The sequence below is a fragment of the Bacillus sp. ISL-77 genome, assembly GCF_018613105.1.
On sequence record NZ_JAGGQY010000061.1, the window covers coordinates 11,808 to 32,064 of the forward strand.

The 20,257-nt window shown below is 42.4% G+C and carries 19 protein-coding genes and 1 pseudogene; 6 read left to right on the forward strand and 14 right to left on the reverse strand.

Annotated elements, in window-relative coordinates; all coding sequences use genetic code 11:
- Nucleotides 1–150: 150 nt before the first annotated feature.
- Together J7E77_RS23470 and J7E77_RS23475 are read right to left on the reverse strand one after the other, a co-directional pair.
- On the reverse strand, nucleotides 151–1,329 hold the full coding sequence (locus tag J7E77_RS23470; protein ID WP_214717250.1) for a toxic anion resistance protein: 1,179 nt from the start codon (nucleotides 1,327–1,329) through the stop codon (nucleotides 151–153).
- The gene (locus J7E77_RS23475; protein WP_214717251.1) at nucleotides 1,326–1,982 is read right to left on the reverse strand and encodes a 5-bromo-4-chloroindolyl phosphate hydrolysis family protein; all 657 of its coding nucleotides are present in this window, start codon (nucleotides 1,980–1,982) and stop codon (nucleotides 1,326–1,328) included. The genes J7E77_RS23470 and J7E77_RS23475 overlap by 4 nt, the downstream gene beginning before the upstream one ends.
- A gap of 429 nt (nucleotides 1,983–2,411) precedes the next feature.
- On the opposite strand from J7E77_RS23475, the gene J7E77_RS23480 reads away from it, so the two are divergent.
- Complete coding sequence (locus J7E77_RS23480; protein WP_214717252.1) at nucleotides 2,412–2,984, forward strand: hypothetical protein; 573 nt, start codon at nucleotides 2,412–2,414, stop codon at nucleotides 2,982–2,984.
- 181 nt (nucleotides 2,985–3,165) lie between these two features.
- On the opposite strand, the gene gloA2 is transcribed toward J7E77_RS23480, so the two are convergent.
- Nucleotides 3,166–3,552 (reverse strand): SMU1112c/YaeR family gloxylase I-like metalloprotein, encoded by a 387-nt coding sequence (gene gloA2, locus J7E77_RS23485; protein WP_168245785.1) that lies wholly within the window; start codon nucleotides 3,550–3,552, stop codon nucleotides 3,166–3,168.
- A gap of 159 nt (nucleotides 3,553–3,711) precedes the next feature.
- A complete protein-coding gene (gene wecB, locus J7E77_RS23490) occupies nucleotides 3,712–4,854 on the reverse strand; it encodes a non-hydrolyzing UDP-N-acetylglucosamine 2-epimerase (protein WP_214717253.1) in 1,143 nt (380 codons plus the stop codon).
- 235 nt (nucleotides 4,855–5,089) lie between these two features.
- Between wecB and J7E77_RS23495 the strand changes: the two genes are divergently transcribed.
- Complete coding sequence (locus tag J7E77_RS23495; RefSeq protein ID WP_251028166.1) at nucleotides 5,090–6,472, forward strand: S1C family serine protease; 1,383 nt, start codon at nucleotides 5,090–5,092, stop codon at nucleotides 6,470–6,472.
- Nucleotides 6,473–6,624: 152 nt separating this feature from the next.
- A pseudogene (locus J7E77_RS30865) lies at nucleotides 6,625–6,708 on the forward strand (zinc transporter ZupT); the annotation flags it as partial.
- 95 nt (nucleotides 6,709–6,803) lie between these two features.
- Here J7E77_RS30865 and J7E77_RS23500 read toward each other — a convergent pair.
- Both J7E77_RS23500 and J7E77_RS23505 read right to left on the reverse strand, forming a co-directional pair.
- Nucleotides 6,804–8,297 carry a YifB family Mg chelatase-like AAA ATPase gene (locus J7E77_RS23500; RefSeq protein ID WP_214717254.1) on the reverse strand — a complete coding sequence of 498 codons (1,494 nt, stop codon included), beginning with the start codon at nucleotides 8,295–8,297 and terminating at the stop codon, nucleotides 6,804–6,806.
- A complete protein-coding gene (locus J7E77_RS23505; protein ID WP_214717255.1) occupies nucleotides 8,282–8,890 on the reverse strand; it encodes a transposase in 609 nt (202 codons plus the stop codon). Before J7E77_RS23505 ends, J7E77_RS23500 begins: the two co-directional genes overlap by 16 nt.
- A gap of 337 nt (nucleotides 8,891–9,227) precedes the next feature.
- On the opposite strand from J7E77_RS23505, the gene J7E77_RS23510 reads away from it, so the two are divergent.
- Nucleotides 9,228–9,524 (forward strand): hypothetical protein, encoded by a 297-nt coding sequence (locus tag J7E77_RS23510; protein ID WP_214717256.1) that lies wholly within the window; start codon nucleotides 9,228–9,230, stop codon nucleotides 9,522–9,524.
- A 126-nt stretch (nucleotides 9,525–9,650) separates the two neighbouring features.
- On the opposite strand, the gene J7E77_RS23515 is transcribed toward J7E77_RS23510, so the two are convergent.
- Nucleotides 9,651–10,091, reverse strand: a complete 441-nt coding sequence (locus J7E77_RS23515; protein WP_214717257.1) for a ferritin family protein — start codon at nucleotides 10,089–10,091, stop codon at nucleotides 9,651–9,653.
- 324 nt (nucleotides 10,092–10,415) lie between these two features.
- On the opposite strand from J7E77_RS23515, the gene J7E77_RS23520 reads away from it, so the two are divergent.
- Together J7E77_RS23520 and J7E77_RS23525 are read left to right on the forward strand one after the other, a co-directional pair.
- Nucleotides 10,416–10,862, forward strand: a complete 447-nt coding sequence (locus J7E77_RS23520) for a DUF6376 family protein (protein ID WP_214717258.1) — start codon at nucleotides 10,416–10,418, stop codon at nucleotides 10,860–10,862.
- 222 nt (nucleotides 10,863–11,084) lie between these two features.
- Nucleotides 11,085–13,127: a molybdopterin-containing oxidoreductase family protein gene (locus J7E77_RS23525; RefSeq protein ID WP_214717259.1), complete on the forward strand. Its 2,043-nt coding sequence runs from the start codon at nucleotides 11,085–11,087 to the stop codon at nucleotides 13,125–13,127.
- Nucleotides 13,128–13,153: 26 nt separating this feature from the next.
- Here J7E77_RS23525 and J7E77_RS23530 read toward each other — a convergent pair whose 3' ends face one another.
- The 7 genes from J7E77_RS23530 to J7E77_RS23560 all read right to left on the reverse strand — a co-directional run bounded on the left by J7E77_RS23530 (nucleotide 13,154) and on the right by J7E77_RS23560 (nucleotide 20,073).
- Nucleotides 13,154–13,999 carry a YitT family protein gene (locus J7E77_RS23530; protein ID WP_214717260.1) on the reverse strand — a complete coding sequence of 282 codons (846 nt, stop codon included), beginning with the start codon at nucleotides 13,997–13,999 and terminating at the stop codon, nucleotides 13,154–13,156.
- A gap of 207 nt (nucleotides 14,000–14,206) precedes the next feature.
- On the reverse strand, nucleotides 14,207–15,178 hold the full coding sequence (galE, locus tag J7E77_RS23535; RefSeq protein ID WP_214717261.1) for a UDP-glucose 4-epimerase GalE: 972 nt from the start codon (nucleotides 15,176–15,178) through the stop codon (nucleotides 14,207–14,209).
- A gap of 137 nt (nucleotides 15,179–15,315) precedes the next feature.
- A complete protein-coding gene (locus tag J7E77_RS23540; RefSeq protein WP_214717262.1) occupies nucleotides 15,316–15,849 on the reverse strand; it encodes a PepSY-associated TM helix domain-containing protein in 534 nt (177 codons plus the stop codon).
- Between the two features lie 226 nt (nucleotides 15,850–16,075).
- Nucleotides 16,076–17,242 (reverse strand): ABC transporter permease, encoded by a 1,167-nt coding sequence (locus J7E77_RS23545; protein ID WP_251028167.1) that lies wholly within the window; start codon nucleotides 17,240–17,242, stop codon nucleotides 16,076–16,078.
- Nucleotides 17,220–17,930, reverse strand: a complete 711-nt coding sequence (locus J7E77_RS23550) for an ABC transporter ATP-binding protein (RefSeq protein WP_251026481.1) — start codon at nucleotides 17,928–17,930, stop codon at nucleotides 17,220–17,222. The genes J7E77_RS23545 and J7E77_RS23550 overlap by 23 nt, the downstream gene beginning before the upstream one ends.
- Complete coding sequence (locus tag J7E77_RS23555; protein ID WP_214717263.1) at nucleotides 17,930–18,910, reverse strand: efflux RND transporter periplasmic adaptor subunit; 981 nt, start codon at nucleotides 18,908–18,910, stop codon at nucleotides 17,930–17,932. The genes J7E77_RS23550 and J7E77_RS23555 overlap by 1 nt, the downstream gene beginning before the upstream one ends.
- Nucleotides 18,911–19,143: 233 nt before the next feature.
- Entirely contained in the window at nucleotides 19,144–20,073 is a 930-nt protein-coding gene (locus J7E77_RS23560; protein ID WP_214717264.1) for a phosphate ABC transporter substrate-binding protein, read from the reverse strand.
- Between the last annotated feature and the right edge of the window lie 184 nt (nucleotides 20,074–20,257).

The window sequence follows — 20,257 nt, forward strand, 5'->3', positions numbered from 1 at the left end:
TGGGGTCAGGCACCGTAAAAAGCGGAGCGCCCGTTTAGCTAGTTTCCGGTGCCTCGATTTCTGGTGCCTGACACCGAAATGGTTCGCGCATGTGTAAGAGTCAAAAAGGCCCTCACTACAACCGGAGTTGCAGTGAAGGCCTTTTTGTGTTTATTTCCCTTTTATCTCTAATAATTTCAGTCGAAGGTCGTTTTCCATCGAAGCTAGTTCCTGTTCTGCTTGGCGGCGCTTATGGCGGCCTTCCTCTTGGATTCGCATGGTTTCTTCAAGTGTCGTGATTAGGCTTTCCTGAGTTTTCTTTAAGGTTTCAATATCAACGATGCCGCGCTCATTTTCTTTCGCCGTCTCGATTGTATTGGTTTTTAGCATTTCTGCATTTTTCAAAAGGAGTTCATTGGTTGTTTTCGAAACCTGTTTCTGAGCCTCGACTGCATGACGCTGGCGTATTAACGTCAACGCAATCGCCACCTGATTTTTCCATAACGGAATCGCCGTCATAATCGATGATTGGATTTTTTCCACTAGGGCTTGGTTCGTGTTTTGAATCAAGCGGATCTGCGGAGCACTTTGAATGGTAATTTCCCGGCTTAATTTTAAATCATGGAGACGCTTATCTAAGCGATCCGCAAACTGGATCATATCGTTAACTTCTTGAAATTTCATTTGGTCATTGGTTACTTCGGCTGCTTTTTTCAGCTGTGGAATTGTCTTTTCCTGCATTTCTTCAAGCTTGATCTCCCCAGCGGCTATATAGACATTAAGGGCATGGAAGTATTCCTTATTCGTCTCATACAACTGTTCAAGCAATTTAATATCCGACATCAGGACATTTTTGCTGCGATCGAGTTTCACACTGATTCGGTCAATTTGGGCGCCTGTTTTTTGATATTTTGAGAGCACTTCTTGAATCGAACCTGAAATTTTTCCAAACATACGAGCAAATAAGGATGGTTTCCCATCCTTCAAATCATCCGGATTCACTTCATCAAGTCTCCTCATTAAATCACTGATGATTTGCCCGATTTCACCCACATCTTGTTTCTGCACATGCTCTAGCATTGTATGCGAGAAAGATAATAGCTTACCTTGGGCTTGGGTACCATATTGAATCATCGACTGATGGTTTGTTGGATCGATTTGTTCAGCAATCTGATACGCCTTTGCGCGATGTTCTTCTGGTATCACATCAATTAATTTAACAGGCCTAGCCTCACTTGTGTGCTGGACCGGATTTTTTGAAAGCTCTAGTTTATCCCCAAACGGGTCGGCAAGGATATCATCTAATAAGTTACCAGCTTTATTGGGTTGGATTGGGTTGTTTTCGTTCATTTTAGCCACCTATTTTCTTCCGGGAATTTAGCGTCCTTTTGCTTATTAAGGGTATGCTTTGCGACGTCAATTTCAAAATTTAAGTGATCGATATCATCGGAAATCACTTTATATAAATCCTCTTCCAATACCTTTGTTAGTTCATTTAGTGTATGACGAGTTTCAATAAGAGATTGGCCCATTTCCATGTTCTTTTTCGGCTGGGAGGATAAAAAGCTATATTTCTCGGTAAGTTCAACGATTGAATCTAAATGTGAAAAATAAAACTGCTCAGCCTGGTAAAATCGCTTCGGCTCTTTGGTTGTCATCTTGTGTATTTTTTTTGTAATTCGAAGAAGATCAATTCTTTGTTTTACGGAAGAAATATCACGAATGGTAAAAAGGTTTTTATTTAAGCGACTGATTTTCTGTTTGGCTTCCATTAGGTTTTTCCGAATGTATCGATATTCTTTTCTTGATATCTGATGCTTTTTTAAAAAGCTTCTATTCATAACGATGGAAAGGATTAAATGGGTAAGAATCCCCCCGGTAATGGCAATGCCCGTTGACGGCCAAAACGCTTGACCCAAAGGAAAAAAGCAGACCAGCCAGGTTACCACTGTTAATGGGACGGCTACAAATGAGCGAAGAAGAAACGACAAAATCGGGTTCATAATAAATCGACTCCTGAGTTAAGACATCTTTATATTCCTACGAATGAATGCAATGGAATGTTTCAACTTCCTCAAAATATAAACCAAAAAGAAAATTATTTCCATTTACTACTTCAACAATACACGAAAAAACTCCTGCCTGCCATAGACCTCAAACGGAAAGAAATCTAGGTCTTGAGACGTATTTTTAGATGGTGTCATATTTATTGGTGCTTTTATGGTGACAGTTATGGTGTCAGTTATGGTGTCAGGCACCGCTCGTGCACACTTGCACCATTTGTCCACGCACAGTGGACAACGTGTTTTGGGTTTCCAATCTTTTCAAGTGCGATGCCTTTATGAGGAATCCCAATTATCTAGGCTTCTGCCCAAGAGTCTATTAATACGATGCATAGGATAGATATGATAGTGAGGAGAGAGGAGAATATTATGTATAATCCTTATAATATGCCTATAGATTATCAAAGTGGATTGAACCAGCTAAATTATAGTAGACACTATCATGGCGGACAGCATCAGCATCACGGTGGCGGGCAACATCATGGTGGACAACATCACCATGGCGGCGGACAACAACATCACGGTGGACAACAGCACGGTGGGCAACATCACCATGGTGGCGGGCATTCAGGTTTTAACCTTGGATCATTGGGATCTAGCTTGCTTGGGCTTGGCTTAGGTTATTTAGGAGGAGCAGTGCTAGGAAATGGACCTAATCCAGGCGGATATGGGTATGGCGGCTTCCCTGGATACGGTGGGTTCGGGGGATACGGCAGCGGTGGACCAGGTCAGGGATACAATCCTTATGGCCCAGGAGTCGGTGGAGGATTAGGCTTTCCTGGTGTTGGCACGCCAGGTTACCCAGGAGTAGGACCTAATATAAACATGTACGGACAGCAATTCCAACCAAACCCTGGTTTTAATAAATATGGCGGCTATGGTTCATGGTCTCCTAACGAATATGGGATCCCAAGTATAAATCCAAGTTTGGGCACATACTGATAAGTCTGGTGTCAGGCACCGATCGTGGACAGTTTGCACCATTTTGTACGCATGGAATGGACAGTTCAAAAAGAGCAAGACCATAACAAGATGGTCTTGCTCTTTTTTGTATATTTAATTTTACACCACAAAAGTAAACCAATACATAATTATTAAATTCTTTCTTGCTTTCATCTAATATTTACCTCTCATATAGTTCAAGCGGCAGCCCATCCGGGTCCGCGAAGAAGGTGAATTTCTTGTTTGTTACGGGGTCCACACGCACGACCTCCACATTCACTTGAAACCTTGTCAAATATTGGACCGCATCTTCGATATCATCTACTTCAAAGGCTAGATGTCTCAAACCAGCTGCTTCAGGATAGCTTGGCCGGACAGTTGGTTCCGGAAAAGAAAACAACTCAATCTGATATTGACCATTCACTTCCAAATCCAACTTATAGGAATCTCTTTCCTCCCGATAAACTTCATTAATAGGCGTCAGCCCAAGGATTCGAACATAAAAATCCTTTGATTTTTCATAATCCGAGCAAATCACCGCAATATGATGGATCTTATTTAACTTCATCTATCCACATCCCCCTAAAAAATCATCACTCAAACCATATACCTCTTGTCTGCTCAAATAGACAAGAGGTTCTATTATCAACTTAACTGTCCACCCTATACGGACAAAACCCTAAAAGTGTCCACGGCTGGTGCCTGACACCACATCTTTTCCCCCACTCTATTCGCCAAAATCCGTTGGGCGGTCGCCATTTTTAAAGTGGTGAAGGATGGCTTTTACGATTCGTTCGGAGGCGAACCCATCTCCGTAAGGATTGGAGGCATGCGCCATTTGGTCATGTGCGGCTTGGTCTGACAACAGCTCATCCGCAAGTCGAAAGATGGTTTTCTCATCGGTTCCAGCCAGTTTTAATGTACCCGCTTCAATTCCTTCTGGGCGCTCGGTGGTATCACGTAAAACTAGCACCGGTACACCCAAAGATGGTGCCTCTTCCTGTACACCGCCTGAATCGGTCAAAATCAGATAGGCCCTTGCGGCAAAGTTATGGAAATCGATCACATCTAAAGGCTCAATCAGATGAATTCTTTCGTTTTCTCCCAGTACTCGATTGGCAATTTCACGAACCACTGGATTCATATGGACCGGATAAACCACCTGAACATCGGCATGCTTTTCGACCACACGGCAAATCGCACGGAACATATTTTCCATTGGTTCTCCCGTGTTTTCCCTGCGATGGGCCGTCATGAGAATTAACCGGTCATTCCCGAGTTTGTCTAAAACCGGATGAGAATAATTCGCTCTCACCGTTGTTTTTAGCGCATCGATGGCCGTATTTCCAGTGATATAAATAGCCTTTTCTCTCTTATTTTCCACCAAAAGGTTTTGCTTCGATTGGACCGTTGGCGAGAAATGGAGATCGGCCAAAACACCCGTCAACTGGCGGTTCATTTCCTCAGGGTACGGGGAATATTTATTATGAGTCCGGAGTCCGGCCTCCACATGACCAATCGGAATCGAGTGATAGAACGCAGCCAAGCTTGCCACAAATGTTGTTGTCGTATCACCATGGACCAGCACAATATCTGGCTTGACGTCCGCAAGAACTTGATTGAGTCCCTCTAAGCTACGCGTCGTAACATCCAGAAGAGATTGCCGTTCTTTCATTATATTTAAGTCATAATCAGGCGTAATTTCAAAAATATGCAACACTTGGTCGAGCATCTCGCGGTGCTGCGCTGTCACCGTCACAATCGGTTTAATTTTATCAGGATATTTCTCTAATTCTTTTACCAAGGGAGCCATTTTAATTGCTTCCGGTCTCGTTCCAAACACAGTCATTACCTTCAATTGATTCTCCATAGAGACCTCCAACTATATCTTCAGTCCAATATCATTTACATTCACTAAACATGATACCAAAGATTATACATTTATGAAAAAACAATCCTCCCTGTTCTGTCATTAAAATTCCTCAACTATCAATGACGCCTTGTAATTATCTAAAAATTTATATGTACAATATTACTTTTTTCACAAGGGCGAATATATTGCAGAGTAAATTTTTAAAATATCCAACCTAGGAGTGAATTATATTTTGAAAAAAAGGGCCCTTTTTACCATACCTATCAGCTTGCTACTCATCGCAGTAATGGTGGCTTCCATTTTCCTCATCAATCTCAAACCAGCCGCCGGGAAAATCGCTCAAGCCCAAAAGCTCGCTGAATACTCCAAGCCGGCAGTCGTTCGAATCATTGATTATGCTGTTGTCCAGTGGCAATTTAATAATCCCAATGATCCTGAAGTCATCGCCATATTGGAACAGCTAAATAATCAATCCGTAGTGGGAGGCTCAGGTTCAGGGGCCATTATTAGCTCTAACGGCTATATCGTCACCAATGCTCACGTCGTTGAAGCGACTCAACAGGAAGACGAGGATATTGCCAATGCTGCGTTTGAACAACTGGTAACGATTATCGCGGACTATTTTAAGGTAGACTATGAAACAGCCTACAAGTATATGGTCCAGTATACACAATACACTGGTATCGAAAAGGTTCTAAAAGTAATTTTACCAGGAGGGGATGTACTTGATGGCGAGGTTAAAAGCTATGGTGCTCCTATTAATGAAGGAAAAGATGTCGCCGTTCTAAAAATTGAAGGGAAAAACCTGCCGACTCTACCGCTTGGAGATTCTGATAATATCCAGAACCAAGATAATATTTGGGTCAGCGGCTATCCTGCTGCGGCCGATTCTGATTTATTATCGCCAGATTCGTCGTTAGTTTCTTCCATGAATGCTGGCCAAATTTCGGCAACCTCCAAAAAGACTGAACAAGGAAGCCCGGTCATCCAAATTAACGCGGCTGCTACTCATGGGAATAGCGGTGGACCAGTCATCAATGCAAAAGGCGAAATTATTGGCTTGCTCACCTTTAGAGGCGACACAGTCAACGGCCAAGAAGTCCAAGGCTTTAATTTTGCCGTTCCTGTTAATACCGTTAAAGAATTTGTCAACCAAGCGGGCGCAAAAAATGCCAAGAGTGATACGGATAAGCTTTATCAAGAAGGACTTAACCTTTACTGGGGCGGCTACTATAAGCATGCGTTAGAAAAATTCGAGGCAGTCCAACGGATTTATCCGAATCATTCCGAAATCAAACAATATATCGCGAACTCCGAGAAAAAGATGGGCAGCAGCAAGACGCTCTGGTCCGATTATGCGACAATCTTCTACATCGTTGATGGTGTTGCCGGATTGCTCATTATTATTCTTCTGTTGTTCACGTTTGCCTTTAGACCGAAACAGCAAACAGTGACTACGGCGTCGGCAGCTCCAAACCCAACGCCTGGAACTCCGTCGCCAACTGTACCTGAAAATACCCTAACAGACTTAAATAACGATGGAAAAATCGACGTTCAAGATATCCTCCTCGCCCTTCAAGAGGCTCAGAAAAAGCAGAAAAAAGACGAGGAATAATGTGGTGCCTGACCAATATACCTCGATAAAACCTATAGAAAAATGGGATGTAGTTGATACTACGTCCCATTTCTTTAAATAAGAATCCATTTCATTAAGGGAGAAATCACAGATGTGATGATCTATCTGGACGAATAATTGCCTGCAGCCATGAGTATGATGAAGCACATTTATCCATTTACAGGTTACTTGGCGGTATGGCCGTTATGGCCCTAAGCCTGTTATTATTTATATAAGGGTATGCTGATGGGTGTCAGGCACCATGTGAATTTTTCACATGGTGCCTGACACCAACTGATGAATTCAACTGATGACACCAACTGACCTCCGTTCACACTTCATTTAACTGAACAGCTTCCCAAATACTTTGATCTGTTATGGCGGGGCTTGCTTGCAGGTCAGAGATGGTGCGGGCGAGACGGATGATTTTGATTTGTGTGCGGTTGCTCCAACTCTTCTTTATTGCGAGTCGTTGCAATGTAGATTGCTGTGTGTCTGTCAATGGGCTCGCCCTTAATAGCATTTCGTAAGGGACTCTGCTATTGCAAACCTCCATTCCATAACGATCATATTGCCTGTTCCTAGCTTCCTCCACTCTCCCCCGGACAATTTTTGAGGACTCTCCTGCCGTTTCAATCGCAGCTGCATTAAAATTAATGGGTCCTAAGGAGAGATTAATATCAAACCGATCCCTGAGCGGACCTGAAAGCTTATTTTGATAGGCGAGAATCTGCTTCTTCGAACAGGTGCAATAATGTGAATTTGCCCCCTCATAGCCACATGGGCATGGATTCATTGCCGCTATCAAAATAAACGACGCCGGATAGGTAATGGTCGCATGGGTGCGGCTAATCATGATCAACCCATTTTCTAATGGCTGCCGCAGCATATCTAATGTTTTTTTCGAGAACTCGCCAATTTCATCGAGAAACAAAACACCATGATGTGCTAACGATATTTCGCCTGGCTTTGGGTATTGTCCGCCCCCGATTATAGAAACACCTGAAGCTGAGTGGTGCGGATTTCGATAGGGAGGCATATTGGAATGAGAAAAGGAATTTTGACTCAATTGATACAAACTGATTACTTCGAGTAGCGACTCTTTTGTTAATGCTGGTAAAATGGACGGGAAACTTTCAGCTAACATACTTTTCCCACAACCTGGTGGTCCCGTCAGCAAGACATGGTGTTCTCCAGCCGCAGCTACCTCTAAAGCATGTTTCGCTCCTGTATGACCAATAATCTGCTGCATATCCAAATAAACAGTGTTGGTGAACCTCTCATCATCCTGCTTTTTTTTAAAAGGAGGAATCCATTGACCTGAAAGATGTCCAATCGCATCCTGTAAACTAGAAACATAGATGATTTCCAATGGCTTAAGATCTAATACCGGCAATTCCTCATCAAAAGGCATATAAAGCTTTTGAATCCCCAGCCTCTTTGCCGCAAGTACAGCAGGCAGCATTCCTTCGACAGGCTGAATCGATCCATCCAACGATAATGATCCCAGAAAACCAGTATCCTCGGGGACGATTACCTCCAGTTCATGCAAACTTTGCAGTACAGCAATCGCCATCGGAAAATCAAACATAGAACCGTACTTTTTTTGATCCGCTGGTGATAGATTAATAATTATTTTCTGACCTGACAGGTGATAACCTAAGGTTCGAAGCGCAGCAATGATTCGCTCCTTTGATTCTTTTACAGCCGCATCTGGCAATCCAACAATTTTAAACGAATCGTTCCCTACATAAGAGCCAACCTCGACATGCACCTGATATCCTTCCATCCCTTTTAAGCCGACACTCGTTACTTTAGCCCACATGTCTCTTCCTCCCTCTTAATCATGTGAATTTTTCCATCTTCCCAAAAGAACTTGTCGGTTGGTAATGCCTTTAAATAATTTTCATAGTGTTGTATTGGTGGGGTGGGAAAATATGAAAGTAGTGTTTTTGGGGCAATCAGAGGGATACTTTCTCCAAAAACATAGGCTCGGCAGCTGCTCCAAGGGTAATCCTCAGGTTTTGCCACCATTCCTGCTGAGTGGGGATTTAAGTGAATATATTTACTCACGTCTATCTCATATTCGGGAGAATTGAGGAGCTCGGCACCATAGCGCTTATCGAATACATGACCGGAGAAATCGTACTTTCTATTAAAATACTTTGCAAATTTGGTGTTGAGATTTTTCATGATAATACTCAAAGGGGTTTTTAGCGTTTCGAGCTGTAAGTGGGTATGATTTGTCATCAAGCAGTAGGTGTGAAGGATGAATGGGTAACGTTCTCTTGTTTCTTGAACTAAAGCTAGGTACTTATCAAAATCTTCATCTTCGAAAAATAGCGAACTTTTCCTAATTCCTCTTGTAGTAACATGATACTTTGCGCCTTCAAACCAAGGCCGGTCTCTGCGAACCATTGCAATCACTCCTTATTTAGTAAATTGGTAAAATTCAGGTGGGGAATCGAGGTAGAAAATGAGGTCATCCGAAGCAAGCATTCCCCATAAAACAGGAACAGCAAATAGTAGTCACTAATACCATTCGACACCCTCTCCAAAAATCCTGCACAATTCACCAAAATTCACCTCATCTATATAATTTTAGGTATTAATGACTGTCCACCCAGGAAAGACAAATATCCATGCGTGGTACCTGACACCATTCTCTAAAAAGATGTATAAAAAGTCTTAGTTTGTAATATTTATTTTGTATGGATTTATAATTCTTATTTTCTATATGGGGGGATGTCTCGCGGTGAGGGTAATTCAATGGCTGGTGGGTGCATTGCTTCTTGTGTATGGGATTTACCTTATTTTTGGAGTGCAGGAGTTCTTTGGAACCTTAGCAATAATCGCGGCTTTTTTTATCTTTCCTAGTTTAGGAAGTGGAAGGAAAAGTTCCTATAGCAATGATCATGTACATTATTACGAAAGTAATTCAGACAGACCTAATGACGACCTCGGTTCCGAGGGTGACGGGGATTCCGGAGGCGATTCGGGTGGAGACAGCGGCGGGGATTCAGGTGGTGGCGGCGGCGGCGGTGGAGATTAATCCTCACAGAATGCATCATTGAAAAGACACCCTTGCCTTAGAGACAAGGGTGTCTTTTTTTGAAGGCTAAACTACTATCTGCATGGGAATAGCAATCAAATCCAACCAAAGGCATGAAGCAAGAGGTTACTTATTTTTTGTAAAATAATATAAAAACCATACGGCATGATTTTGTTCATCTGCCGCCGCTCTTCGAAATGCCTCTTTTATAGTTGGGTCCGAAGTTCCATCAGCTACTTCCATGTAAAAATCCACCGTTGTTTGCTCATCTTGCAACGCAAATTCCAATCCATTTAAATAAACCCCCGGACATTCCTCGCTGATTTTCGGTTGTGGCTTTCGGCCAGTCAGCCTTGTATAGATCTGATCAAATTGTTGATAATGCTTTGATTCATCCTGACGAATTTCAAGGATTCGACTTTGCTCCTTCTCATTGGGTGCCAAATTTGCTAACTTTTCGTAACAATTTATGGCATTGTACTCACCATTAATTGCCTTTTCTAGCTCTCTTATCAACTTATTATTTTGTCTATATAAGGCATCGTAGTAATTAGTATATGGGTACATTGTAGAACCTCCCGATTATTCTCATGGATATCCTACGTGTGAGAAGATGACTGGGTGCTTACTATCCATTACTTTTTTGGAAAAGTAAAATGAAAATATCAGCTGTGGTGCCTGACACCGTTTAGTATGGAGCACTTTTAGAAAGAATGGTAAAAGGGCTCCCTTCAAAAATAAGCGGAACTTCTAAACGAAGATCCTGCTATTTTTATTGATATTAGCTTACGAAACTGCTTATGCTTTAGAAACGAAACAAATTTTCAACCCAATTTAATGATAGTTAAACGGCCAAAAGCTCCCTCAAAATTTTAAAACGGAGGTTCTTACATGAAAAAGAAGTTATTAGTTTTATCCGCGGTCATTGCTTTGCTCCTGAGCGGTTGTTCCTTGCTAAATGATGCGAAAGATACACTCACATATGTAAATGATGCAAAGGATTACTTAGACAAGGCGACGGCATTTGCAAATGAAGCACCCTCTGTTGCTCAACTTGCCGTTGGAGATCAGCAAGCAGCAGCAGATTTCCAAAACATGCTCCAAGATATGAAACAAGAAATAAATGCATTCAATAAACTTCAAGCCCCAAACGTAGCTGTTGATTTACACCAGCAAATTGTCGACCAAAACAACAAACTTGCAGCCGGAATTGACGTGTATCTAAATCATATGAAGAATGGCTTACTCGACCCTTCTGTCCTTGAAAACACAGAAATTTTCCAAAGCGTACAAGATATAACCAATATCCTTAATCAAATCAAAGAGCTTGGGCAGTAATAAATTGTCCTCTCGGGTTCTCGTTTATCCAGAAAGGCGGTCACATGGAACTTCTACGTGATCGCCTTTTATTATCCATTTATTCAAACTCGGTACATTATATATAAGACTTAATCACCTATAAAAATAGCTCGCCAGATGTGTTCATAACAAAGAATTTGATGTTATGATAGTAACAATCTTAGAAATTCAAGTTAAACATGAAAGGAGATTGACTAAGCTATGGCTTCTTTTATAGATGAACGAGATGGTGTTTTTCATGCGGTTTGTCCGCTGGATTGCCCGGATCAGTGCGGTTTACTTCTACATAAGGAAGATGGGAAGGTTATTAAAGTGGAAGGCGATCCTGCGCACCCGGTCACCAAAGGGCATATCTGTAACAAAGTCCGGAATATGACGGAACGGATTTATGATGAAAACCGCCTAAAATTCCCATTGAAACGGACGGGCCCAAAGGGCGAGGGTAAATTTGAACAAATCAGCTGGGAGGAAGCCATCCAGACCATTACTTCCCGTTGGAAAGAGTTGATCGAATCCAATGGACCGGAAAGCATTCTTCCTTACAGTTTTTACGGAAACATGGGCAGGCTTAATGCCGAGGGAATGGACCGCCGTTTCTTCCATCGCCTCGGTGCATCGCGGTTAGATCAAACCATCTGTTCAGCTGCTGGTTCGGTTGGCTATAAATATACCATGGGTGGCAGTATCGGAACCGACCCTGAGGATACGCTTCATTCCAAACTATTCATCTTTTGGGGCGTTAATGCGGCGAGCACCAACATGCATCAAGTCGCATTAGCTCAAAAAGCCCGCAAACAAAATGGCGCCAAAATCATCGTTATCGATGTTCACAAAAATCAAACTGGTAGATTAGCAGATTGGTTTATTCCGATATTGCCCGGAACCGACAGTGCTCTCGCTTTAGGGATGATGCACATCTTATTTACTGAAAACCTAGTAAACCAAGAATTTTTACAAAAATATACCCTCGGACACGAAGAGCTGCGCGAACATGTCGTTCAGTACGACCCGATCACGGTTTCTGCGATCACGGGTGTACCAGTAGAAGATATTTATAAGCTTGCACGGATATATGGCGAGACGTCACCATCCTTTATTCGCATCGGTAATGGACCACAGCATCACGACAATGGCGGGATGTTTGTCCGGACTGTCGCATGCCTTCCTGCTCTCACTGGTCAGTGGCTTGTCAAAGGCGGCGGTACGATCAAAGGAAATTCAGCCTACCTTGCTCCGAATACAGCTCACTTGCAACGACCGGATTTATTAAAAAATAAACATACACGCGTGATTAACATGAATTTACTTGGTGAGTCATTACTTTCGCTAGACCCTCCTGTGAAATCACTTTATGTGTACGGTTCGAATCCTGCCGTGGTCGCACCTGAGTCTACTAAAGTCCGAAATGGGCTAGCGCGGGAAGACTTATTTACCGTGGTCCATGATTTATTTTTAACAGAGACAGCCAAATACGCGGATATCGTTTTACCAGCGACATCCTCCTTTGAAAACACTGACATCTACACATCGTATTGGCATCATTACATTCAACTGCAGCAGCCCGTTATTGCACCATTTGCTGAGTCAAAATCGAATGTCGATGTGTTCAGGCTACTCGCAAAGGGAATGGGCTTTAATGAACCGCTTTTCCAAGAGACTGAGGCACAAATGATTACTCAAGCCCTTGATAATCCGCGCAATCCATATTTGGAAGAAATTACTTACGAAGCATTAGTTGAGCATCAATTTATGAAAGCCAAGTTGAAACCGATTTTTCCTGGGAACCTGCCAACCCCTAGTGGAAAAATCGAATTATTTTCACAGAAGATGCAAGAGGATGGCTATCTCCCATTGCCAACTTATGTACCATTAGTAAACGACGGGGATCATCCGTATCAGTTTGTTCCTGGCCCGAATCATAATTTCTTAAACTCTACCTTTTCCAACAATCCAAAGCACATCAGCTTGGAAAAAGAACCAAAGGTGTATATGAATCATCAGGATGCTTTCACGGCGGGGATTGTAGATGGAGATATTGTCCGTGTCTGGAACGATCGAGGAGAATGCAGGCTAAAGGCGGCTGTCGGAGATCATGTTCTTCCTGGAGTCGTCGTTACGCAAGGACTTTGGGCGGATTCCGTTGACTCAAAACAGTTAGTAAACGCCCTCACCCCAGACCGTATCGCCGATATGGGCGGCGGTGCCACCTTCTTCTCAGGGAGAGTAAGTGTGGAGAAAATATAGAAAATGCCTGATACCCACTCCGGGTGTCAGGCACCTTTTTTACTCGCCTTGTATCCATGCCCGATCATTTCATGGACATTATGGACGGTGACATAGGCGTTTTCATCTACTTCCTTAATAATACTTTTCAGTTGGACGATTTCCTGCTTATTGATGACGATATAAAGGACTTCTCTGTTCTGACCGCTATAGCCCCCTCGTCCGTCTAAAACGGTTAATCCACGCGACATCCGACTGGTGATGTTGGCCAAGACCTGTTCAGGAGAATTAGAAATAATCATCACTGCTACCTTTTCATCGAGTCCTTCGACAATGAAATCGATCGCCTTCGCTCCGATGAACACAATCAACAGCGTATACATCGCTTTTTCCAAACCAATGATGAAAATCGAGCCAACCACTACTAAAATATCAATAATTAGCATGCCTTTCCCAATGCTCCAACCTAGCAATTGGTTCGCCAATCTAGCTAATATTGTCGATCCTCCCGAGGTTCCTCCCGTCCGGAAAATCAATCCTAACCCAGCTCCGACAAGCAAACCCGCAAAGATTGAGGCCAAAAACGTATCCTCAGTTAATTGATGTCCAATATCCTCGGTTAAAAATAAACATAGCGAGCACGCTGCAATTGAAATTAGCGTATAAATAATCGATCTTTTTTCAAAAAATTTATAACCGACCGCGAGCAGCACTGCATTCAATACAAAATTTACGACACCTGGCGACCAATCAAATAAGTAATGGGCAATGATCGTAATCCCTAAAATCCCGCCTTCTGATAGATGATTCGGGATCGTGAAATAATTGACACCCAATGCAAAAATAAGTGATCCTAGCAATATATACAAAATATCCTTCAACGTTTTCTTCATAAGAAAGAACCCCTTAACGAAATTTATATCCTAATCTTAACCTAGTAAGTGATAACCATCAAACTACAAATTAGGCCAAAAAATCAAGATAAAAAAATGCTTCAAGAACATTAAATTCTCACTGCATTTTAATCTATAACATCCGCCGCTTCGCCAGGAATCTAATATAAAAAAAGCCCCGCCCACATAAGTAGACAGAGCTGCCAATTAATATGTTTGTTTCTGATGCCAATTCCACGCATCTGCAATAATTCGTTCCAGATTCCGTTCAGCCTTCCAGCCTAGTTCGCTAAGAATTTTCTGAGAGGAAGCGACAAGCATAGCAGGATCTCCGGCACGGCGGTCAGCCATTTCTACGTTTGCCTCCACACCGGTAACTTTTTCACATGTTTCAATGACTTCCTTAACAGAATAGCCAAGACCGTTGCCAAGATTATAAACCTCAGCCGATTTCTTCCCTGTTAATAACGCCTCGAGTGCGAGGATATGGGCACTGGCTAAATCAGTCACATGGATATAATCGCGAATACAAGTACCATCAGCTGTATCATAATCAGATCCGAAGACAGATACTTTCTCCCGCTGGCCTAACAGTTGTTGAAGGACAATCGGAATTAAATGTGTTTCTGGGTCATGACTCTCGCCAATTACTGCTGATTCGTGGGCTCCTGCAGCATTAAAGTAACGTAAGACCACATAATTCAATCCATAAGATTTTGAGAAATCAGACAGGATTTGTTCGATCATCAGTTTGGAATGTCCATACGGATTAATCGGTCTGGTTGGAGTTGTTTCATCAATCAACTCCACATCAGGAATTCCATAGGTAGCTGCAGTGGAAGAGAAAATAAAGTTTTTTACGTTGTTTTTCATCATCACTTTTAACAAGGTAAGTGTGGACGCCACGTTATTCTGATAATATTTCAAAGGATCCACAACAGACTCCCCTACCAAACTAAAGGCAGCAAAGTGCATAACCGCCTTGATGGGATAACTCTTGAAGATCATTTGTAAATCTTCTTCATTGCCAAGATCACCTTCGACAAAAACGGCCCGGCTATCAACTGCTGCGCGGTGACCAGTCGATAAATTATCGAGAACGAGAACCTCTTCTTTTTCTACTAATTCCTTTACAAGATGGCTACCAATGTAACCTGCTCCGCCAACGACGAGAATCATATTCATTTCCCCTTAGCTAGAATTTCAATTACCTTTTTTATTATAGCATTTTGACGAAAAAACGTATATTTTGCGTTAAAGTAAAAAAGTGCCAGGCACCATGTGAATTTTTCACATGGTGCCTGACACCCTGACTGTTAAGCTACTTGGCCATCATTTTTACGGCTTTTTCTCTTTTTATCGGCTTTGAGGACTTTTAAGGATAGGTAAATGCCTGAAACGGTTAGGAAGATCATCGCTAGTGCAACTAGGTCGACCAGCCATTTCACATTAGTCGTGCCGACTTTCCCTTCATGAAGACCTCTAATGATACTTGTGATCGAACTCGCTCCGCCTTCTCCCCCAGGGCCGCCGGCGCCCATGCGTCCAGGGAATTGACCAGTTGCGTTTGTGCCTGTTTGTCCTTGAGTTTGGCCGTTTGTCTGCGTTTGATTGCTAGCAGGATTCTGCGATTGAGTTTGCCCAGTTGTTTGGCTTGAGTTTGTGGTTGCACCTTGTGGTCCTACACCTTGATTAAATTGACCCGGCTGGAAATTGCCTCGATTTCCTTCCATTTGTGTCTGACCGATTAACCACGGCTCGTTCATTAACAAACCCGTAATTGACTCGATTAGGATAAAGATAGAACAAATTAAACCAATCCATAAATGGGCTTTTCTCGTATTTTTCATATAAATTCTCCTCATTTTGTTATATTTTTATAGATACTCTCTTGTAAATTGCCGCTTTGAACTACTAATTTTTAATAAAATCAAGTTTATTTGCGAAAAATTGGCATTTATTTGCGGATTAACTGGATTTATTTGCGGATAAGTCGGTTTTATTTGCGAATTTACTAGTTTTATTTGCGGATCAAAATTTCACCATCGCCAATGAGAGAGGTAATCCTTATCGTCCTTATTGGTAGCGAAGTGCTTGAATCGGATTTAGTTTGGATGCCTTGTTGGCAGGGAATACGCCGAAGACGACCCCGACCACAAGCGAGAATAAGAACGATGATAGAATTACGGTTGGGGAGTAAGCGATGCTTAAACTCATCAGTGATGAGACAACCTTTCCTAATCCTAATCCGAATAAAATTCCAATCAATCCACCCATCGAGCTTAAGACAACCGCTTCAATTAAGAATTGTAAGAGCACATCACGCCTTTTCGCGCCAATCGCTTTTCTGATTCCAATTTCCTTCGTCCGTTCTGACACGGACACAAGCATAATATTCATGATGCCGATCCCGCCGACAAGCAAGGATATACTTGCAATTCCTCCAAGCATCATCGTCATCGTGTCGGACACCGAACTCATCGTGTCCATCACATCCTGCTGATTCGTTACGCCATAATAGTCACTTTTGCCGGGATACATACTGGCCAGTGACAATTTAACCTCATTCATGACGAAATCCATTTGATCCTCGCTTTTCCCTTGCAAATAAACGGTGCTTATTGTCGTACTGCCAACTAAACGCTGACCCGTGCTTAATGGGACGATGACTACATTATCCCCGCTCTGCCCGAGTGAACTCCCTTTCGAAGCTAAAACCCCGACAACTTTGAACGAGGTGCCTGACACCTGGATATATTGGCCGATTGGATTCTCTGTGCCAAAAAACGTCGCAGCGGTATCTGAGCCAAGAACAACAATCTTTTGGCGGTATTCTACGTCCAGATCGGTAATAAAGCGACCTTGACTAACCTTCGCATCACGTACCGTTGAATAAGCGGCGTTCGTTCCTGTTAAGGTAATCTGTGAGGAGGTCCGCTCCTTCTTCACATAAACATGACCCGAAACAACCGGTGCAACAGCTGTGACTCCATCAATATCACTTAACTCACTAATTTTATCCTCGGTTAATTCAATGTCCGTACTATAGGTATTAACGGTCAAAAGGTTCGTTCCCAATTGATTGATTTGACTTGTGACGTTTTTCGCTGACCCTTGCGCAATCGACACCAGCACAATGACAGACGAGACCCCTATGATGATACCGAGCATCGTGAGGACAGCCCGGAGTTTATTGCTTCGAATACTCCGAAGGGCCATCTTAATAGATTGCATGATTCCCAAGTAGTACACCCCCATTCTCAAAGAGCTGGCCATCCTGAATACTAACCATTCTTCTTGCTTGTTTCGCAATCTCTAGATCATGTGTGATTAAAATAATCGTATGTCCTAATTCATTCAATTCCTTCATTAAAAAAAGAATCTCCTTGCTTGTTTTACTATCCAGTGCACCTGTTGGTTCATCGGCGAGGAGAATCGCCGGCTGCCCAACAAGCGCTCTCGCAATCGCAACCCTTTGCTGCTGACCCCCGGAAAGTTGGGTCGGAAGATGTCCGGCACGATCCTTCAAGCCCACCTTATCCAATCCGTCTAAAGCGCGCTCGCGCCTTTCTCGTGTTGATACACCGGCATATAACAATGGCAATTCTACATTTTCGAGTGCTGTGAGCTTACTTAATAAGTTAAAGTTTTGAAAAATAAACCCAATCTTACCATTACGAATCGTTGCCAAGCTGTTATCGTCCATTTTTCCAATATCTTTGCCATCTAGGTGATAGGTACCCTTATTGGGTCGGTCAAGGCAGCCGAGCATATTCATTAATGTCGATTTTCCCGAGCCCGATGGGCCAATAATCGCTAGAAACTCACCCTTTTGAATTTCTAATGACACATCATTGAGGGCATGGACCGTTTCACCGCCAAGTTTATAGGACTTCATCATATTTTTTATCTCAATAATTGGAGTCCTCATTAATTGCCACCCTTTCCGCTCGTGCTAGTTTGTCCCTGTCCACCGCCGCTTGGAGGCATTCCACCGCCAGTCATTGCTCCCATTCCGCCCATGCCGCCTTGCATCCTACCGCTTTGATTGTTAGAAGAACTACTAGTTGCAAGAGCAGGTAATTGAATCGTTTCGCCTGCCGTTACCCCTTCTGTAAGTTCTACATAATCATCAGTCGAAATGCCCGTTTTCACGGTCTTTTGCTGGCTAGTACTGCTTGCAGAACTAGTATCGGTTGAAGTGGAAGTCACAACAACATATTTCTCATTATTGCTTGAATACACCCCATCAACTGGAACGTAAAGAGCATTTTCCTTACTCTCGGTGAGGATACTAGCTTCTGTACTCATCCCCACCTTTAAGTTTTTAGGTTGATCAATATGAATGGTGACATCAAAAGTGGATGTCCCGTTTGCAGAGGTTCCTTCTGCTGCAATATCCGTTACCTTTCCAGTAAAAGTGGTGTCAGGATAGGCACTCACGGTTATGCTAACGGTTTGTTTCTTTTTAATCTTAGTAATGTCTAGTTCATCCACTTGAACCACTGTTTGTAAATTCTCGTAATCGGTGAGATGAGCGATAACCTGTCCATTTGTAACCCGTTCTCCATCTGTAACGGAAATGGTTGTAATCTTACCATCGGCTGGGGCCGTAATCGAGTCACTATCATCTGTGAAGGTAATCAACTCATCTCCCTCACTTACGGTATCTCCTGCAGAAACTAACACTTCATCAATTTCATCATTATCGACCGTCGATTTAATGTCTTCACTAGTCACTGGTGCAACGGTGCCAGATCCACTAATCTTCACTTCGAGTTTGCCTTGTTGAACAACGGCGGTTCGAGTTTGAGCCGTTGTCTCCGTGCTGACTGTTTTCGATTTATAGTATTGAAACCCGACAAAGCCAATCACCAAAACACCTATGAGAATCCAAATCAACTTTTTCATTTCTATATACTCCTTTTGCTCCCTGCTGCATTACCCCTCCGACACCAGGGAAATTTTTATTTGATGAGCCTATTATCTTGTCGGTTCCTTAACTTATCCTTAAGAATAAAATGAAGGGTGTCAGGCACCATGTGAAAATTTCACATGGTGCCTGACACCCAGGTTCAATCTTATTTTAATAATAAAAAAGCCTTAATTCCTTGGACTAAATGGAATTTAGGCTTTTTTATATCTTAAATATCCTTTTGATTACCTTCTGCGTCACGTTCGACTGTCATTTCTGTTACAGGCAGGTAGCCTTGTTCTTTTAATAAATTATTTTGAACATCATCACTCATCATATAATCGAAGAATGCTTTAGATACCTCATCTGGCTCACCTTTAGTATATGAATGTTGATAAGCCCAAACTGGGAATTCACCAGATTGTACATTTTCTGCAGTTGGTTCAACACCATCGATGGCAAGAGGAGTAACAGATTCGTCAGTAAAGTATGAGAATGCTAGGTAACCAATGGCACCGTCAGTTTCGTTAATAATCTTTTTAACTGTGTTTGAAGAATCTTCGGTAATTCCTTCAGCAGGTGTTGCACCATCAAGGGCAAACTTATTGAATACAGCACGAGTTCCTGAAGAGTCAGGACGGTTTACAAGAACGATTTTTTGATCGGCACCGCCAAGTTCTTTCCAGTTTGTGATTTTTCCAGTGAAAACTTTAATTAAATCAGCTTTTTTAATATCTTTAATCCCTACTTTAGGGTTAACAGCAGCAGTCATACCTACCACAGCTACTTTATGGTCAACAAGCTGATCAGCCGGGATACCTTCTTTTTCTTCTGCAAAAACGTCTGAGTTACCAATTTGAACGGATCCTTCAGCAACTTGTGATAAGCCTGTACCAGATCCACCAGCATTTACTTGAATATCAACTTTAGGATTATTAGCCATAAATTCTTCAGCTGCCGCTGCCACTAAAGGCTGCATTGCCGAGGAGCCGGAAATACTTAATGAGCCAGAAAGTTCTTTCGTTTCTTCAGTCTTTGCCGTTTCTTTCTTCGCAGTTCCTGCTGTCTTGTCTGTAGAAGTTGTGCCTCCACAAGCAGCCATGAAAACCATTAACGCAGCTAGCAATGTAAGCAGGCTTAATTTTTTCAAACTTTTCATATCTTTAAATCCCCCTATGAATTATGTTGTTGTTTACGTGTTTTAGATTAATCCTTTTTTGTTAACCGAGTATTAATGATTTGTATAGTTTTGTAAAGATATCATGTTGTTTGTAAATTTGAATTGCTAGTTGTCCTTCTTTCTTAAAACCTACCTTTCTTTCATTAAATAAAAATATCCGGCC

Excerpts from the sequence above, each read along its gene's own strand:
- J7E77_RS23525 (WP_214717259.1), top strand. The coding sequence starts at position 11,085 with ATGGCTTCTTTTATAGATGAACGAGATGGTGTTTTTCATGCGGTTTGT.
- J7E77_RS23540 (WP_214717262.1), bottom strand. The coding sequence starts at position 15,849 with ATGAAAAATACGAGAAAAGCCCATTTATGGATTGGTTTAATTTGTTCT.
- J7E77_RS23470 (WP_214717250.1), bottom strand. The coding sequence starts at position 1,329 with ATGAACGAAAACAACCCAATCCAACCCAATAAAGCTGGTAACTTATTA.
- gloA2 (WP_168245785.1), bottom strand. The coding sequence starts at position 3,552 with ATGAAGTTAAATAAGATCCATCATATTGCGGTGATTTGCTCGGATTAT.
- J7E77_RS23500 (WP_214717254.1), bottom strand. The coding sequence starts at position 8,297 with ATGTGGGCTAAAGTAACGAGTGTCGGCTTAAAAGGGATGGAAGGATAT.
- J7E77_RS23555 (WP_214717263.1), bottom strand. The coding sequence starts at position 18,910 with ATGAAAAAGTTGATTTGGATTCTCATAGGTGTTTTGGTGATTGGCTTT.
- J7E77_RS23480 (WP_214717252.1), top strand. The coding sequence starts at position 2,412 with ATGTATAATCCTTATAATATGCCTATAGATTATCAAAGTGGATTGAAC.
- J7E77_RS23520 (WP_214717258.1), top strand. The coding sequence starts at position 10,416 with ATGAAAAAGAAGTTATTAGTTTTATCCGCGGTCATTGCTTTGCTCCTG.
- J7E77_RS23530 (WP_214717260.1), bottom strand. The coding sequence starts at position 13,999 with ATGAAGAAAACGTTGAAGGATATTTTGTATATATTGCTAGGATCACTT.
- wecB (WP_214717253.1), bottom strand. The coding sequence starts at position 4,854 with ATGGAGAATCAATTGAAGGTAATGACTGTGTTTGGAACGAGACCGGAA.
- galE (WP_214717261.1), bottom strand. The coding sequence starts at position 15,178 with ATGATTCTCGTCGTTGGCGGAGCAGGTTACATTGGTAGCCATCTTGTA.
- J7E77_RS23475 (WP_214717251.1), bottom strand. The coding sequence starts at position 1,982 with ATGAACCCGATTTTGTCGTTTCTTCTTCGCTCATTTGTAGCCGTCCCA.
- J7E77_RS23560 (WP_214717264.1), bottom strand. The coding sequence starts at position 20,073 with ATGAAAAGTTTGAAAAAATTAAGCCTGCTTACATTGCTAGCTGCGTTA.
- J7E77_RS23505 (WP_214717255.1), bottom strand. The coding sequence starts at position 8,890 with ATGGTTCGCAGAGACCGGCCTTGGTTTGAAGGCGCAAAGTATCATGTT.
- J7E77_RS23550 (WP_251026481.1), bottom strand. The coding sequence starts at position 17,930 with ATGAGGACTCCAATTATTGAGATAAAAAATATGATGAAGTCCTATAAA.
- J7E77_RS23515 (WP_214717257.1), bottom strand. The coding sequence starts at position 10,091 with ATGTACCCATATACTAATTACTACGATGCCTTATATAGACAAAATAAT.